We start from the raw sequence: 15,725 nt of genomic DNA, 5'->3' as shown, positions 1-15,725 counted from the left end.
GCCAGGCTATCGCAACGTCATTTTCCTGCTTCGGCACGGATCGAGGATTTCATCATGACAACAAGAAACAGATCTTCCGCCCTCATCGTCTCGGCTTCACTGCTCGGTGCAGTGCTGGCCCTCTCGGCCTGCCAGAAGCAGGATGCCACGCCGCCCACGGCCGCGGCCGCACCGGCAGCACCGGTCACGCCGCCCTACACGCCGCCCACGGCAGATCAACTGTCGCAGATGGTGGCACCCATTGCCCTGTTCCCGGACAAGCTGGTGGCGCAGGTGCTGGCCGGGGCCACCTACCCTGACCAGATCGTCGCGGCCAACCAGTGGCTGGGCCAGAACGGCGCACTCAAGGGCGATATCCTGCAGGCCGCCGAAGACAAGCAACCGTGGGACGTGAGCGTGAAGTCGCTCACCATGTTCCCGGCGGTGCTGTCACAGATGGCCGCCAACCCGGACTGGACCCGCTCGCTGGGAGACGCCTTCGTCAATGATCCCAACGACGTGATGAACGCCATCCAGGCCCTGCGCCTGCGCGCGCAGCAGGCGGGCAACCTCAAGAGTTCCTCGCAGCTGAAGGTGGTCAGCACCGCCCGCAGCAGCGAGACCGTGCGGGTGGATAACCCGCCCGAACCGCGCACCGTCTATGCCGGTGCCCCGGTGATCGCGCCGCCGCCGCAGACCATCGTGATCGAATCCAGCCAGCCCGACCGGGTCTATGTGCCGGCCTACAACCCGGCCGTGGTCTACGGTCCGCCGGTACCGGTCTATCCGGGCTATGCGTATCGTCCGCCCAGCCCGGTGGCCAATGAAGTGGTGGTGGGTGCGCTGTCCTTTGGCGTGGGCGTGTTCGTCGGCGAAGCCATCAGCCACCACGGTGACTGGGGCTGGCATGACTGGGGCATGCACTGGGGCGGCGGTGGCGGCGATCGGCCGTCCGGCGACTGGCAGCGTCCGGCCGTGGTGTACAAGAACACCACTTATGTGTCGCACTCCACCACGGTGATCAATCGCGTCACCAACAACAACGTGACGGTCAACAATACGCGCGTGGTCAACAACAACGTGAATAACGTGAACAACGTCAGCAACGTGAACAACGTGCGCAACGTCGACCAGCGCAACCTCATCAACCAGACCCGCATCGACAATCACCGCGAACCGGTGGCACCGGCCGCCATGAGCATGCCGCACTTCACCACCAGCGACGCACGACCCGGCGCGATGCCTGTACAGCATGCCCTGGTGCCACAGCAGAAGCCGGAGCCAGCCAATCTGCACGCGCAACAGGTACAGCAGAAGGAAGCGGCGCAGCAACAGGAGGCGCGGCAACACCAGCAAGCGGCACTGCAGGCGCAGCAGGCCCAGCGTGAGCAGCAGGAACAACATCAGCTGCAGCAACAACAGGAGCAGCGCGCGCAGAAGGAGCAGCAGGCTGTGCGTGAACATGAGCAGCAGGCCCAGCAAGCCCGCCAGCAGGCCGAAGAAAGGAAGGTGCAGGCGATGAAGCAGGAAAATGCCCGTCCGCAGATGCAGGCCCATGGCGCTGCCCCGGCGGCGCATGAAGAGCGTCCGGCACCGCACGAACAGAAGATGGCGCCCCATGCACAGGAGACGCATGGCGAGCCCAGGCATGAACCTGCCAAGCACGAGGCAGACAAACACGCCAACGACAAGCATGAAGGCGAGAAGCACGAGGGAGAAAAGCATAACGGCTGAGGCCGCCAGCGCCCGCCTCCCATCGCCGGGTACCAATACAAAGGGCCGCTTCCATGCGGCCCTTTGTCTTTGTGTTTGACGCTGCGGCAATCAGTTGCCGATGTTGTCCGGATCAGTGCGCTGGTCCAGCGTCAGCTGCAGGAAGGCCAGGTCCAGCCACTTGCCGAATTTGGTACCCACCTGCGGCATGTGGCCGACCTGCTCGAAGCCGAGCTTCTTGTGCAGGGCGATGGAGCCCACATTGCTGGCATCGATGGCGGCCACCATCACGTGCTTGCCGACGGCGCGCGCACGCGGGATCAGGGCTTGCATCAGGGCCACGCCCAGGCCTTCGCCACGGTGATCCTTGTGGACGTAGACCGAATGTTCCACCGAGTGGCGGAAACCATCGAAGGGCCGCCAGTCACCGAAGCTCGCATAGCCCAGCACCTTGTCGCCCTCCACCGCCACCAACACCGGATAGCCCAGCTGGCGACGGGCGGCCAGCCAGTCCTGGCGGTTCTGGTCGTCTACCAGCTTGTCGCTCCAGATGGCGGTGGTATTGACCACGGCGTCGTTGAAGATCAGGGTGATGCCTGGGATGTCGGCGGGGGTAGCGTCGCGGATCTGCATGGTGTCTCGGTCTCGGGTATCAGGTATGGGGTTCTAAGGGAACAATTGTGTGGGTGAGCAGTGTAGCCGAAGACGGGGAGGGGCGGATCTTGCCGCGCGGCGGTGTCTTAAGACATCCGACAACTAGAGGTGTTAGAATGCGTGCGCTCATCCATAGAGCAGCCCGCCTTGCCTGATTGAACATGGCCAGGACCGGGAACCACAAGAAATGCCAGCCCCGCAGGCTGGACGCAAGATCGGAGACGAGTTGACCCACTCTGAGATTGCGACCCATGACCGATTCCATTGTCCCGACGCCTCATCCTGCGTACACCGCTCCCCGCGGCGGCGCGGGTGCCGGCGCGCGTGCCGTGCATCGATCCTGGCAGGCGCAGTCCTGCCTGAGGCGTCCGTGTGCCGGCGCTTCGCGCAGCTTGTTTTCCACCTACTCCTTATTGCTCCCATCATGACCACCAAGTTCAGTCCCTCGCGGCGTGCCGTCCTCACGGCCACCGCAGCGGCGGTGCCGCTAGTCTCGCTGCCCCTGCTCAAGCAGGCCCGGGCCGATGGCCTGGAAGGCATCGAGCTGCAGCACTACAAGCCGGTGTTCTTCAATGCCGCCCAATGGCTCTTCATCCTGGCCGCCTGCGACCGCCTGATCCCCGCCGAAGGGCGCGGGCCCGGCGCGCTGGAAACCAATGTGCCGGTCTTCATCGACCAGCAATTGCACGCCGGCCTGGGCAGCGACATTTACCAGCAGGGTCCGCACCAGCCGGATGCACCGGCCACGCTGGGCTTCCAGATCCCCTATGCGCCGCAGGACGTCTATCGCATCGGCATCGAGCTGACCCAGCAGATCAGCCAGCAACAGCACGGCAAGCGCTTCGAGCAGCTGGAGGCCAAGGACAAGGATGCCCTGCTGACCTCGCTGCAGAAGAATGGTGCGGACTTCGCCGCGCTGGGCGAGAAGGCGATGAAGCCATCGCAATTCTTCGGCCAGTTGCTGGGCGATACCAAGAACGGCTACCTGGCCGATCCCATGTACGGCGGCAACAAGGACATGAAGGCCTGGGTCGCCATCGGCTTCCCCGGCGCGCGTGCGGCCTATACCGAATGGGTGGACCAGCACAACGTGAAGTATCCGCTGGGGCCCGTGAGCCTGTCGGGCAAGCGCGCCTGATGCGCGGCCCCGTCTCCACGTTCACGCCTGCAACCTCTTACTGACTTGATTCCATGCCTAACATTACCAACGACGACGTCGACGTCGTTATCGTCGGCCTCGGCTGGGCCGGCTCCCTGATGGCCATCGAACTGGCCCAGGCCGGCCTGAAGGTACGCGCCCTGGAGCGCGGCCCGGACCGTCCGCCCGAAGACTTCGCCTATCCCAAGCCAGCCGACCAGTACGGCTACGCCACCCGCAACAAGGTCTTCGCCACGCCGCGCGATGCCGCGCTGACCGTGCGCTACAACACCGCGCAGCAGGCCCTGCCGACCCGCAAGTGGGGCGCCTTCGCACCCGGTACCGGCGTGGGCGGCTCGGGCCTGCACTGGACCGCCGTGCTGATCCGCGCCACGCCCACCGACCTCAAGCTCAAGACCTACGCCGACCAGGCCTACAAGCACAGCAGTCTCGATCCCGAGATGCGCATCAAGGATTTCCCCTTCACCTGGAACGAGATCGAGCCGCACTACGATTTCTTCGACAAGGTCTGCGGCCTGTCGGGCAATACCGGCAACCTGCGCGGCCAGATCCAGCCGGGCGGCGATCCTTTCGAAGGACCGCGCTCGAACCCCTATCCGCTGCCGGCGCTGCACGACACCTACAACAACACCCTGTTCGCCGACGTGGCGCGCAAGCTGGGCTACCATCCCTTCCCCAATCCGTCGGCCAATGTCTCGCAGGCCTGGACCAATCCGTATGGCGCGCAAATTGCACCTTGCAACTATTGCGGTTTCTGCAGCAAGTATCCCTGCCTGAACTATTCCAAGGCCTCGCCGCAGACCACCATCCTCGATGTGGTCAAGCGCCTGCCCAACTTCGATTACAAGGTCAACGCCAACGTCATCCGCGTGGACCTGCACGCCGACAAGAAGACCGCACGCGGCGTGACCTACATCGACGAGAACATGAAGGAAGTGTTCCAGCCGGCCAAGATCGTGATCCTCTCCAGCTTCCAGTTCGCCAACGTGCGGCTGATGCTGCTCTCGGGCATCGGCAAGCCCTATGACCCGATCACCGAGACTGGCGTCATCGGCCGCAACTATGCTTTCCTCTCCAATGGCGGGGCGACGCTGTTCTTCAAGGACAAGCATTTCAATTCCTTTGCCACGGCCGGTGCCACCGGCGAAATGTTCAACGACATCTCGCCCGGCAACTTCGACGACGGCATCAAGCTGGGCTTCATCGGCGGCGCCAAGATCCACAGCTCGCAAGCCTCGGGCGCGCCCATCGGCACAGCCCTGCCGCCAGGCACACCGAGCTGGGGACGCGGCTGGAAGGAAGGCATGATCGACTGGTACGACCATTCCATGAAGATCAGCATCACCACCACCTGCATGTCCTATCGCGGCCACTTCCTGGACCTGGATCCGAACTACAAGGATCCCTGGGGCCAGCCGCTGTTGCGCATGACCTTCGACTGGCGCCAGAACGAACTGAAGCTGCAGCGCTACCTGCGCGACATCGTGCTCAAGATTTCCAAGGAGCTCAATCCGGACCACATGTCGGAAAGTTTCCTGGCCCTGGATTCGCACTGGGACATCACCAAGTACGTGTCCACCCACAACGTGGGCGGCGCCATCATGGGTGATTCGCCGCGCGATTCGGCCTTGAACAAGTACCTGCAATCCTGGGATGTGCACAACGTCTTCGTCCCCGGCGGCAATGCCTTCCCGCAGAACTTCCAGGCCAATCCGACGGCCACCATCGGCGCCATCACGCTCATGGCCGCGCACGCCATCAAGACGCAGTACCTGAAGAACCCCGGCCCGCTGGTCCAGGCATGAAGGGGGGAGAGAACATGAAAAAAATGACTTCATTGCTGGCCGCTCTGGCCTTGTCTCTGAGTGTGCTGGGTGGGCTGGGTGCCTGCAATGCAGCGCAGGCGGCCGACCAGGATGTGGTCGCGCGCGGCCAGTACCTGGCCCGTGCCGGCGACTGCATGGCCTGCCACAGCGCCGCCGGCAAGCCGGCCTATTCGGGCGGACTGGCCATCGACAGCGGCCACGGCATCATCTATTCCACCAACATCACGCCGGACAAGGAACACGGCATCGGCAACTACAGCGAAGCCCAGTTCTCCGCTGCCGTGCGCCATGGCGTGCGCGCCGATGGTACGCAGCTCTATCCGGCCATGCCCTACCCCAGCTATGCCAAGGTGAGTGACGAGGACATCCACGCCCTCTACACCTACTTCATGCAAGGGGTGAAGCCGGTGGCCTCCACGCCGCCGGCCAGCAGCATGAGCTTCCCCTTCAACATCCGCTGGGGGATGAAGCTGTGGAATGTCTTCTTCGCCAATGACAAACCGTTCAAGGAGCAGGACGGCTGGAGCGCCGAGATCAAGCGTGGTGCCTATCTGGCCGAGGGCCTGGGCCACTGCGGCAGCTGCCACACCCCGCGCGGGTTCGCCATGAACGAGAAGGCCAGCGACAGCAGCCAGGCGCAATTCCTCTCGGGCGGCGACCTCAACGGCTGGGCGGTACCGTCGCTGCGCGGCATGCCGCACTGGAGCGCGCAGGACATCGTCGACTACCTGCAGACCGGCCGCAACAAGACCGCCTCGGTGGCCGGCGAGATGAGCCTGGTGGTGGAACACAGCACCGCGCACCTCAAGCCGGAGGACCTGCAGTCCATCGCGGCTTACCTCAAGACGCTCTCGCCGGTGGCCTCGGCCGGCAGCGGCCGCGTCACCCCGCAAGGGGCCGAGGCGACCACGAAGAAGCTCACGGCCGCCAAGGACCTGAGCCTGGGCGAGCGCCTCTACCTGGACAATTGCGCGGCCTGCCACTTCGTCAACGGCAAGGGCGCGCCGGGCATCTTCCCGGTGCTCGATGGCGCGACCGTGGTCAATGCCGACAATCCCAGCGCATTGCTGCACGTGATCCTGGCTGGCGCGCGCACGCCCTCCACCGAGAAGGCACCGTCGATCCTGGTCATGCCGGGCTTTGCCCATCGCCTCTCCGACAAGGAAGCGGCAGAACTGGCCAGCTTCGTGCGCCAGGGCTGGAGCAACCAGGCAGGGGCGGTGTCGGAGAAGGAAGTGAAGCGGATGCGGGAAGGCCTCGCCAAGCACGGGTCCTGATTTCCTGCGCCCATTGCCACTGTGAAGGAGAAGGCTCGCATGGCAACATGCGGGCCTTTTTTACGCCGCGCTCACGCCATGCCGGCCGCACGACGATTGACCACGATGAACGATCGCGCCACTATAGCGCCCAGGCAATTCTTCTTGAAAGCACGCATGCTCCCCACTTATGGCGCCACCTATCGCGGCAAGCACATCAGCGTCTCCTGCACGCAGCAACGCGATGGCGACGTCCTTTGCACCGTGCAGGTCGACGGCGAACCGGCCCCCGGCCTGCGCGGCAATCCCTTCGCTTCGGTGGCCTCGGCACAAGTGGCTGGCGTGGGTTACGCGCGGGCGGTGATCGACACCCAGCTCGACAATGACGTGGCCGAGCACCACGGTTATTTCATCCGGGTCAGCAGCAGGGAACAGATCGACGGCACCTGGGTCGGCAGTTACCAGCTGCATCGCAATGACAACCCGGTCGCTTTCCGGCGCGTGGTGTGCGAGGACTTTCGCGGCAATACTTCGGTAGAGGCAGAACAGTATGCAATGGCCACGGCCTTCGTGGCAGTGGACGCCGAGGTCAAGGCCGGCAAGCTCTGAGCGGACGGGGCAGCTTCAGGCCGCTTTCCTGCGGCGGGCCGGCAGCTTGTCGTGCTGGGCCAGGATGGCCGACAGCAAACCCGGAAAGCGCTGCTCGATATCGGCGTGGCGCAAGGTGTTGATGTGGGTGGTGCCATTGCTCTCGGTGCGCACCAGGCCGGCTTCGCGCAAGACCTTGAAGTGATGCGAGACGGTGGACTTGGGACGCCCGCCATCGAGCTCGCCGCAGGTCGCACATTCCACGCGCGCCAGGTGGCGCACGATCTCCAGGCGGATCGAATCGCTCAGCGCGTAGAGCACGCGCTCCAGCACGAACTCGGCAATCTCGGGATGTTTGTAGGGACGCATCTGCAAGATGATACACCCTGGGTTATACTCCTTCCATAGTTCGAATATTTACGAACAACCGAAGCGAGTGCTGTGCCAGTGCAGTGCTTGTTGATTTCATTTTCATCATTGACAAGAAGCCATCCATGTCTGCTCTCTTTACTCCCTTCAAGCTCAAGGACCTGACCCTGCGCAACCGCATCGCCGTCCCGCCCATGTGCCAATACATGGCGGTGGACGGCAAGGCCAACGAATGGCACTTGTCGCATTACGCCAGCATTGCCCGAGGCGGTGCCGGCCTGGTGATCGTGGAAGCCACCGCCGTGGTGCCGGAAGGCCGCATCACGCCGGGCTGCACCGGCATCTGGTCGGACGAGCTGGCGCAAGCCTTCGTGCCTGTCGTGCAAGCCATCAAGGCAGCCGGTGCGGTGCCCGGCATCCAGATCGGCCACGCCGGCCGCAAGGCCAGCGCCAATCGTCCCTGGGAAGGCGACGACCATATCGCTGCCGACGATGCCCGCGGCTGGGACACCATCGCCCCCTCCGCGATTGCTTTCGGCAAGGGCTTGCCCAAGGTCCCCAAGGCCATGAGCCTGGACGACATCGCCCGCGTGCGCCAGAACTTCGTCGATGCCGCCATCCGCGCCCGTGACGCCGGCTTCGAATGGCTGGAGCTGCACTTCGCTCACGGCTACCTGGGCCAAAGCTTCTTCTCGGCGCATTCCAACCAGCGTGATGACATCTATGGTGGCAGCGTCGAAAACCGCGCCCGCTTCCTGCTGGAAACCCTGCGCGCCGTGCGTGAAGTGTGGCCGGAACACCTGGCGCTGACGGTGCGCTTCGGCGTGCTGGAATACGATGGCCGCGACGAGCAGACGCTGGTCGACTCCATCGGCGTGGTGCGCCAGTTCAAGGAGATCGGCATGGACATGATCAGCGTGACCATCGGCTTCACCATTCCGGAAGTGCAGATCCCCTGGGGCCCGGCCTTCCTCGGTCCGATCGCCCAGCGCGTGCGCGAGCAAGCGGGTGTGCCGGTCTCTTCCGCTTGGGGCTTCGGCACGCCGGAACTGGCCGAACGCGCCGTCAAGGAGGGCCAGCTCGACCTCGTGATGGTGGGCCGCTCGCACCTGGCCAATCCGCACTGGACTTACCAGGCCGCCAAGGAACTGGGCGTGGAGCGCCCCTCCTGGACGCTGCCGGCACCTTACGCGCACTGGCTGGAACGTTATTGATGGGCTGATGCGGCGGCGTGCTGCGACTTGCTGCGACTTGCTGCGACTTGCTGCTTGGCAGGATGACAGCATTGCCGGCCTGCAAGCCGCTCGGGGATTCCCTGATCGGCTTGTTTGTTTTCTAGGGAAAATCACTAGAGCCACGGGCGGTGCTTTCTCCTAAGATGAAGTCGTCTTGAGGAGATCATCATGTTCACCACCTTCCTGCTGACTGCCGTTCTCTCTACGCTGGTGACCGTTGCGTTGTCGGCAACGGGCATCTACCTGTTGGCCGAAGCGCGCTGGCGGCATCATCCGCTGGCCGGCCGTGCCAGCCTGCCGCCCCATCGGCTGCCGTATTGAGCGAGCGGGACGGCACCGTCTCCGGTGCCGCCTGGTGTGTGTCTGCCTGAATCGCGATGAAATGATGTTGGCCCCCTGGTCATTGGACCCGGGGGATTTTTTTTGCGTGAGCTGCGTGCTACCTGTCGGGGCAAGGCGTACCGGATTTCCAGGAAGAGCGAACCATCAACACCTTTTTTGTAACGCCTGATACGATTTCGAGCCAGGCGCAAGTGACCAAAAAAAATCAGTAAAACAGCAAAGCCCACAAGGGAACGCTGGCCAGCAGCAGACAGCCAAGGAAGGCGGCAAGGAAGAGCAGTTTTTTCTTTCGGGTGGCCATGGTGAACCTGCAGGACGGAAATGGGCGCGCATGCGCAAGGCCGCAGTGTACCGCGCCCGCCGCCATCAGGCCATGCCGTTGCGGCCGTAGGCACGGAAGCCGGGCCGCTCGCTGAGGCGCTCGCAATACGCTGCCACGGCCGGCAAGGGCGCATGCTCCAAGGGCGTGCCGAACCAGCGATTGACCGACAGCCCGACCGGAATATCGGCCAGCGTGAATGCAGGCCCCGCCACGAAACCGCCACTGTGCTGCAACTGCTGCTCCAGCACCTGCATGAAGCGTGTCCAGCCGGCGATGGAAGCCGCCAGTTGCTGCGCATCGCCATGCTCGGGCGACTTGCGCACCAGCGCCATGAAGGCATAGCTCCAGCTGCGGTTGAGGTCGCTGGCCTGCCAGTCCATCCACTGGTCGATGCGCGCGCGCAGGCGGGGTTCCTGCGGATACAGCGCGGTGCCGCCGTACTGCGCGGCGAGATAGCGCAGGATGCTGTTGGACTCCCACAGGACGAAGCCCTCATCATCGATCACCGGCACCATCGCATTGGGATTCATGGCAACGAAGGAAGGCTCGCTGGTCGGTTTGAAACCGATGCCCCAGTCCTGCCGCTCGAAGGCAATGCCCAGCTCGGTGCAGGCCCACAGGACCTTGCGTACGTTGATGGAATTGTCACGGCCGTAGATCGTCAGCATGCGGGCTCCTGTACAGTAAGTGTCAGGGTGGCAAGCCTAGCAGGTGGCCCGGTACGGTGCCATGCACAGTTCTTCCTCATTCTCCCCGGTGACTGTTGCGCTGCAGTCAAGTGGCCCGGTACAAAGCTGCCAACTGTACCGGGACGGCTCGTGGAAGTGGCCGTACAATCGACCTCCCACTGGCCATTCCTGCCGCCCTCGCCCATGTCTTCCTCCAACATTGCCAAGCTGTTGCTGCTCGCTGCCATCTGGGGCACCAGCTTCATGCTCATGCGCATTGCCGCACCGGTCTTCGGTCCCATGCTGACCACCTTCGGCCGTGCCTCGCTGGCCACGCTGTCGCTGCTGGCCTTTGCCCGCGTGCGCGGGGTACCGCTGCAGTGGCGACGCAACTGGCTGCCCTACCTGGTGATCGGCATCTTCAATACCGCCCTGCCCTTCGCGCTCTTTGCCTGGTCGGCGCTGCACATTCCCTCGGCCTACATGGCCACCATGAACTCGCTGGCGCCGATCTTCACGGCCATGTTCGGTTTCCTGCTCCTGGGTGAACGACTGAGCCTGGTGCGTACCGGAGCCTTCGTGCTGGGCCTGGTCGGCGTGGCGGTGCTGGTCGGCATCGGCCCGGCACCAGTCGATGCGCTGGTGATCGCCGGGGTGCTGGCGGCCATGGGTGCGGCGGTCAGCTATGGTTTTGTGGCCACCTTCACGCGCATGCGCGCCGGCGGCATCCCGCCCATCGCCATGGCCACCGGCAGCCAGTTCGCCGCGGCCCTGTGCCTGCTGCCGCTGGCTGCGCCGTCGATGCCGCATGCGCTGCAGGCCGGCACCCTGCCTGCGCTGTTATCTGTACTGGTGCTGGGCGTGGTCTGTACCGGTATCGCTTACGCACTGTTCTTCCAACTGATTGCCGCTGAAGGGGCGACCAAGGCCATCACCGTGACCTTCCTGGTGCCGATGACGGCGTCGCTGTGGGGCTGGCTGCTGCTGGATGAACCAGTGACCGTAGGCACCGTCACCGGCATCGCCGTCGTGCTCATCGCCACCGCCACCGCCTTGCGGGCCAAACCGGCAGCGGCCGCCAAGGACAAGAAAGTGGCGGCCTGATTCGAGGCTGACCCAAACAAAAATGCGCTGCGGGGAAATCCGCAGCGCATTTTTTCATGCCATCCAGGTTCGGCTTACCAGCCGTACTGCACGCACGCCTTGCGATACGCCAGCCCGGCCAGCGCCACATCTTCCAGCCCGATGCCGATGGCCTTGTAGATGACGATGTCCTCGTCCTGGCGCTGATAAGGCATGCTGCCATCGACAGCCTGCGCCAGTTCCATCACCTTGTCCCACTCGAACACGCCCGGTGCGCACTGCACCAGGTCGCCGGCCTCCTGCTGCGCCTGCGGCTTCCATTCCACGAACAGCGCGGCGGCACGGCCGATGGCGGTATCGTCCAGCTCGCGCACGTTGGCCTTGGAGGCACCGACGGCGGCGACGAACGCCCCCGGACGCAGCAGCTTGCCATCGAACAGCGGCGTGGCTGACCGGGTGACGGTCACCAGCACGTCCGCTGCGGCAGCGGCTTCATCGATACTCACCACGCGCGCCGGAACGCCCAGGGTGCGCGTGACCTCCTCGGCCAGGGCTTCGCGGCCCGACAAGCCGGCGATCAATACTTCCTTGAACGGCCGCACCTGCAGCAGCGCCGGAATGTGCGAACGCGCCTGCACGCCGGTGCCGACCACGGCCAGGGTGGCGGCGTCCTTGCGGGCCAGCGCGTCGCAGGCCACGGCCGTGGCAGCGGCGGTGCGCAGGCCGGTCATGGCATCGCCTTCGAGGGTGCACAGCGGAGCGCCCGTCTCGCTGGAGAACAGCTGGATGACGAACTTGAACTGGCCCTTGATGGTGGTGTAGACCTTGGCCCCGGCAATACCGGCCGAGGGAATGACTGCCCCCATCATCGACAGCATCACGCCATTGGCAGCACTGGTGCGCACGCGCCCCTGGTGTGCACCCTCGGCGGCGTGGGCAAATGCCTCGCGCATGGAGGCGATGGCGTCTTCGGTGGTCAGCAGTTCGCTGACCTGCTGGTTGGTGAGAAATTTCATGCGGGACCTTGGCTTCAAAAAATGCAGGAGAAATTACGGCGTGCCGTGCTCGGCCTTGAGATAGTTCCAAATCCGGTCTATGTCCGGATTGGCGCCATCGAGGCGGCGATAGACGCGGATATCCATCTCGTCGCACCACAACCCTTGCTCCAGCGCTTCACTGTCGTTCGGGGCGATGGCCAGGGTCAGCTTGCCCTCGGCGATCTCGCGCGAGACCGCGCTGGCCGGCAGCCAGGCGATACCGTGGCCTTCGACGGCCATGCTCTTCAAGCCTTCGGCCAGGTCGGTCTCGAAGCGGCGGAACAGGTGCACGCGGCGCGGGCTGGAATGCAGGGCCTTCTCGACGATGCGCGAGAGCGAGGAATACGGGGAATAACTGAGGAAAGGTTGCGGATCGTTGGGCGTGCCCGGCAACACGTACTTGGGCTGGCCGCCAGGCAGCGTCTTGACGTAGGGACGCAGCGGCTCCTTGCCCAGCGAGAGCACGGCATAGCGTTCGGTATCGAGGGCGATGCCCTGCTGGCGATGGTCATAGCACAGCAGCAGGTCGCAGTTGCGTTCCACCAGGGCCATGACGGCATCGTGCACGTTGCCGGCCATGACGGTGGTGGCGATGGCGCCGATGGTCTTTTCGATTTCCGACAGCAGCTTGGGGAACACCGTCAGCAAGAGCGTGTGCGGCATCGCAAAGCGTACCGAGGATTGCGCCCCGGCCAGCTGGCCGCGCAGCACCAGCCGGGCCTGCATGGACTGGTTGAGCATCTCCTTGGCGATGGGGACGAAGGATTCACCGGCCGGCGTGAGCGTGCAGGGATAGGACGAACGATCGAACAGTTCGGCACCCAGCCAGGTTTCCAGCGAGCGGATGCGGCGGCCGAAGGCCGGTTGCGTCACATTGCGCAGTTTGGCCGAGCGGCTGAAGTTCAGCGTATCGACGACCGAGAGGAAGTCCTCCACCCATTTGATTTCCATCTTCCCTACCCCGTTGGCGTGCCGCGCTGGTCCGGCGGCTTGTCTTTGGCGCCGGCCACGTTGTGCCTGGCAGCGACCTTCCCTTGGAACGCCAGCCACTATACCGAAATGGCATCGGGAGCGCCCCATGCCATTTTGGCATGGGGCGCAGGAAAAGCGGGTGAACAGTCGATGAATAAACGATGAGACGCAGTGGCAGCTCAGACGGTGGCCTGCAACAGCGCCGGCGGCATCAGCGGCAAGCCGTGACGGAAAACGGCTTGTCCGAGAATGTCTGCCCCGTCGTACCGGGCATCGCGCAGGCACAGGTCCAGTCGCACCTGCCGGCCCGTACGGTCAAGCCGCACGGCGCGCAGGTAGTGGCGCTGCGGGAGCACGGCCGCCGCAGGGCCGGTCATGGCAGCCGAGAACGGAGCGCCCCAGCAGGTGAGCGCGAAGCCCTGCTGTTCCAGCCAGTGGCACAGGGCAGCGAGCAGTGACGGGTTGTCGGGCAACAACAGATCCGCATCGGCAGGCGCCTGCGACAACGGCAGATCCTGCAGCCACCGCGCAAAGCTGCCGTAAAGGACAAACCCCGGATACGCCGCCTGCAGCGCTTGCAGCACGGCGAGGGTCTGGTCCGTATCGATGGCGTGCGGAAGATGGCGCGCGATCAGCGCATATTCATGCGAACGGTTGCTGTGCAGTTGGCCCGGGCTCTCGGGCAGGCTGGCGCGGTCATAGATCAGGATGCGCTCTTCGATGAATCGGAAGCGGTCCGCCATCAGCCGCGCCAGGTCCCAGGCCAGCGGCACGAACTGCTCGCCCACACGCAGGTTCTCGGCGCACAGCACCAGCCAGCCGCCGGGTCGCAGGCAATCGCGCAACGCGCGCAGCAGACGCTCCAGCATGCCGAGGAATGCGGCGTAGGTCTGGCTGGCGTAGAGCTGGCCATCTTGGGCGGCGTCGGCTGTGTCCGGCCACCGGCAGCCGAAGTAAGGCACGTTGCTCAACACCAGGTCCACCGGCGGCAGGGAATGCGCGAGCGCCGTGGCATCGCCTTGCAACACTTGCTGTGGCGGACCATCGGCCCCGAGACGCTGCAGCCGCTGGCGCGTCAATGCCACGCGCTGGCCATCTATCTCGATGCCGATGCCCGCGCGGCCCACGCTGTGCGCGGCGACTAGCGTGCTGCCGAATCCGCAGAAGGGATCGAGCACCGTGCCACCCGGCGGGCACAGGTGCGCAATGAACGGCTGCATCTGCTCCACCCAGCCGCAATCGCGCGCGCCGAAGCGGTCGGTATCGGCCAGCGCCTGCGGCAGGGTCCAGGCCGGGTCTTGCTTGCTGAGGTGCAGCCAGCTGTTGTCGTTCATGACGGACTCCGCAGCAGCGGGCGCAGCGGCTGCACCGTGCGGCTGCGCATGGGCGCGGCACCGGCGGTTTCCAGCAGCACGTGCTGTTCGGGATTCCAGCCGCCGCACAGGCGGCCATTGGCATGGAACACCAGCTTGTAGATGCGTCCGCTGGCATGGCGCGCATGCATGCGCACGTAATCCGAGGCTTCGAAGGTGAGTTGCATGCCGCGCCAGTGCAGCACCACATTCCAGAAATAGTAGCCGGAGGTGGCGTGTGCCAGTTGCGCTTCCGCGCTCCATTCCGGATCGGCCAGGCAGGCTGCCAGCAAGGCCGCGACATCGATGCGCGCGCCGCCGATGTAGCGGGCCGTGACGTTGTTGCGGTACTGCGGTCCGAGTTGTGAGAACTCGCGCAGGATCACCGCCTTCACACCGTGCTGCCGGGCCCAGCGCAGATAAGCTTTCAGCGCCGGGACGCCATCGATGCCGCCCTGCTGCACGATGCACACCAGCTTCACCGGCAACTGCGGCACCAGTTGCGTGAGCGTGGCGTCGATGCCGATCTGCGTGGCAACCGTCTGTCCGCTGCGAAAGCGCATGATGGCCTGGTTGGCGCCGGCCTCATGATGATGGCGCGACAGTTCCACCCAGCCCAGATCAAAAGCCTGCAGGCGCGTGATCAACTCCGCGCCCTGCGGCGAGGCCAGGCCGGCGCCATTGGTGTAGAGCACGCTGCCCTGCACCGGCGAATGGCGCGCGTGCTCCTGCAGGGCATCGAGCATGGACAGCATCCAGCCGGCGTCATCGGTGGTCTCCAGTCCTGAGAGCGACCACGACAGCGGCAGCCCGCGCAGCGCGGCAAGCGCCTGCCGAAGCTGCGCGCCGTACTGCGGACCGGGGCGCAGTGCGGCGGCGTGGGGGCCGCCATCGTCCAGCGTTTCCGAACAGAAGCGGCAGCGTGCCGAGCAAGGCCGCGCCGAGGCATAGGGCGTGAAGGTCACCGGCTGGGCGATCTGCACGGTGCGCCCGCCGATCTCCCAGCGGCGCCAGCGCGTCGCATCGTCCTGGCCGGGTTCGCGCCGGATCACCCGCGGCAGGCGGCTTTCCAGCAGCTGCTGCAGGGCGGCGGGCATCAGGTCCGGCAGCGCTGGCCCATGCGGCGCGATGGCCTCGGTGCTGTCGACGGTATCGGGGATGGCCATGGTC

Annotated in this window: 15 protein-coding genes; 8 read left to right on the top strand and 7 right to left on the bottom strand. The window is 64.8% G+C overall.

Annotated elements, in window-relative coordinates; translation table 11 throughout:
- Positions 1-54: 54 nt before the first annotated feature.
- Complete coding sequence (locus CEJ45_RS13260) at positions 55-1,713, top strand: DUF3300 domain-containing protein (protein WP_187697674.1); 1,659 nt, start codon at positions 55-57, stop codon at positions 1,711-1,713.
- A 90-nt stretch (positions 1,714-1,803) separates the two neighbouring features.
- Here CEJ45_RS13260 and CEJ45_RS13255 read toward each other — a convergent pair whose 3' ends face one another.
- Entirely contained in the window at positions 1,804-2,325 is a 522-nt protein-coding gene (locus tag CEJ45_RS13255; RefSeq protein ID WP_088755554.1) for a GNAT family N-acetyltransferase, read from the bottom strand.
- Positions 2,326-2,770: 445 nt separating this feature from the next.
- Between CEJ45_RS13255 and CEJ45_RS13250 the strand changes: the two genes are divergently transcribed.
- The 4 genes from CEJ45_RS13250 to CEJ45_RS13235 all read left to right on the top strand — a co-directional run bounded on the left by CEJ45_RS13250 (position 2,771) and on the right by CEJ45_RS13235 (position 7,196).
- On the top strand, positions 2,771-3,484 hold the full coding sequence (locus CEJ45_RS13250; RefSeq protein WP_088755553.1) for a gluconate 2-dehydrogenase subunit 3 family protein: 714 nt from the start codon (positions 2,771-2,773) through the stop codon (positions 3,482-3,484).
- A gap of 53 nt (positions 3,485-3,537) precedes the next feature.
- The gene (locus CEJ45_RS13245) at positions 3,538-5,310 is read left to right on the top strand and encodes a GMC family oxidoreductase (protein WP_088755552.1); all 1,773 of its coding nucleotides are present in this window, start codon (positions 3,538-3,540) and stop codon (positions 5,308-5,310) included.
- A 14-nt stretch (positions 5,311-5,324) separates the two neighbouring features.
- Positions 5,325-6,608 (top strand): c-type cytochrome, encoded by a 1,284-nt coding sequence (locus CEJ45_RS13240; RefSeq protein WP_088755551.1) that lies wholly within the window; start codon positions 5,325-5,327, stop codon positions 6,606-6,608.
- A 156-nt stretch (positions 6,609-6,764) separates the two neighbouring features.
- On the top strand, positions 6,765-7,196 hold the full coding sequence (locus tag CEJ45_RS13235; protein ID WP_088755550.1) for a hypothetical protein: 432 nt from the start codon (positions 6,765-6,767) through the stop codon (positions 7,194-7,196).
- 15 nt (positions 7,197-7,211) lie between these two features.
- Here CEJ45_RS13235 and CEJ45_RS13230 read toward each other — a convergent pair whose 3' ends face one another.
- On the bottom strand, positions 7,212-7,544 hold the full coding sequence (locus tag CEJ45_RS13230; RefSeq protein WP_088755549.1) for an ArsR/SmtB family transcription factor: 333 nt from the start codon (positions 7,542-7,544) through the stop codon (positions 7,212-7,214).
- 125 nt (positions 7,545-7,669) lie between these two features.
- Here CEJ45_RS13230 and CEJ45_RS13225 point away from each other — a divergent pair, with 125 nt between their 5' ends.
- Positions 7,670-8,758, top strand: a complete 1,089-nt coding sequence (locus CEJ45_RS13225) for an NADH:flavin oxidoreductase/NADH oxidase (protein WP_088755548.1) — start codon at positions 7,670-7,672, stop codon at positions 8,756-8,758.
- A 189-nt stretch (positions 8,759-8,947) separates the two neighbouring features.
- Entirely contained in the window at positions 8,948-9,100 is a 153-nt protein-coding gene (locus tag CEJ45_RS24925; RefSeq protein ID WP_167386300.1) for a hypothetical protein, read from the top strand.
- A gap of 387 nt (positions 9,101-9,487) precedes the next feature.
- Here the strand turns inward: CEJ45_RS24925 and CEJ45_RS13220 are convergent, their stop codons facing one another.
- Positions 9,488-10,111, bottom strand: coding sequence for a glutathione S-transferase family protein (locus tag CEJ45_RS13220; RefSeq protein ID WP_088755547.1), 624 nt, complete (start codon positions 10,109-10,111; stop codon positions 9,488-9,490).
- A gap of 150 nt (positions 10,112-10,261) precedes the next feature.
- On the opposite strand from CEJ45_RS13220, the gene CEJ45_RS13215 reads away from it, so the two are divergent.
- Positions 10,262-11,215 (top strand): DMT family transporter, encoded by a 954-nt coding sequence (locus CEJ45_RS13215; protein WP_241517338.1) that lies wholly within the window; start codon positions 10,262-10,264, stop codon positions 11,213-11,215.
- Positions 11,216-11,289: 74 nt separating this feature from the next.
- Here CEJ45_RS13215 and CEJ45_RS13210 read toward each other — a convergent pair whose 3' ends face one another.
- The 4 genes from CEJ45_RS13210 to CEJ45_RS13195 form a co-directional block, all read right to left on the bottom strand.
- Complete coding sequence (locus CEJ45_RS13210; protein ID WP_088755546.1) at positions 11,290-12,210, bottom strand: ornithine cyclodeaminase family protein; 921 nt, start codon at positions 12,208-12,210, stop codon at positions 11,290-11,292.
- A gap of 33 nt (positions 12,211-12,243) precedes the next feature.
- Positions 12,244-13,182 (bottom strand): LysR family transcriptional regulator, encoded by a 939-nt coding sequence (locus CEJ45_RS13205; RefSeq protein ID WP_088755545.1) that lies wholly within the window; start codon positions 13,180-13,182, stop codon positions 12,244-12,246.
- A gap of 200 nt (positions 13,183-13,382) precedes the next feature.
- Entirely contained in the window at positions 13,383-14,537 is a 1,155-nt protein-coding gene (locus CEJ45_RS13200; RefSeq protein ID WP_088755544.1) for a TRM11 family SAM-dependent methyltransferase, read from the bottom strand.
- On the bottom strand, positions 14,534-15,721 hold the full coding sequence (locus CEJ45_RS13195; RefSeq protein ID WP_206601749.1) for a hypothetical protein: 1,188 nt from the start codon (positions 15,719-15,721) through the stop codon (positions 14,534-14,536). The genes CEJ45_RS13200 and CEJ45_RS13195 overlap by 4 nt, the downstream gene beginning before the upstream one ends.
- Positions 15,722-15,725 lie beyond the last annotated feature (4 nt).

Origin of the sequence: Herbaspirillum aquaticum, from assembly GCF_002213425.1 — a bacterium.
In the GTDB taxonomy this organism is placed as follows: domain Bacteria; phylum Pseudomonadota; class Gammaproteobacteria; order Burkholderiales; family Burkholderiaceae_D; genus Herbaspirillum; species Herbaspirillum aquaticum.
Note: the sequence above shows the minus strand (reverse complement) of the source record. Positions and strands in the feature narration are given on the sequence as shown.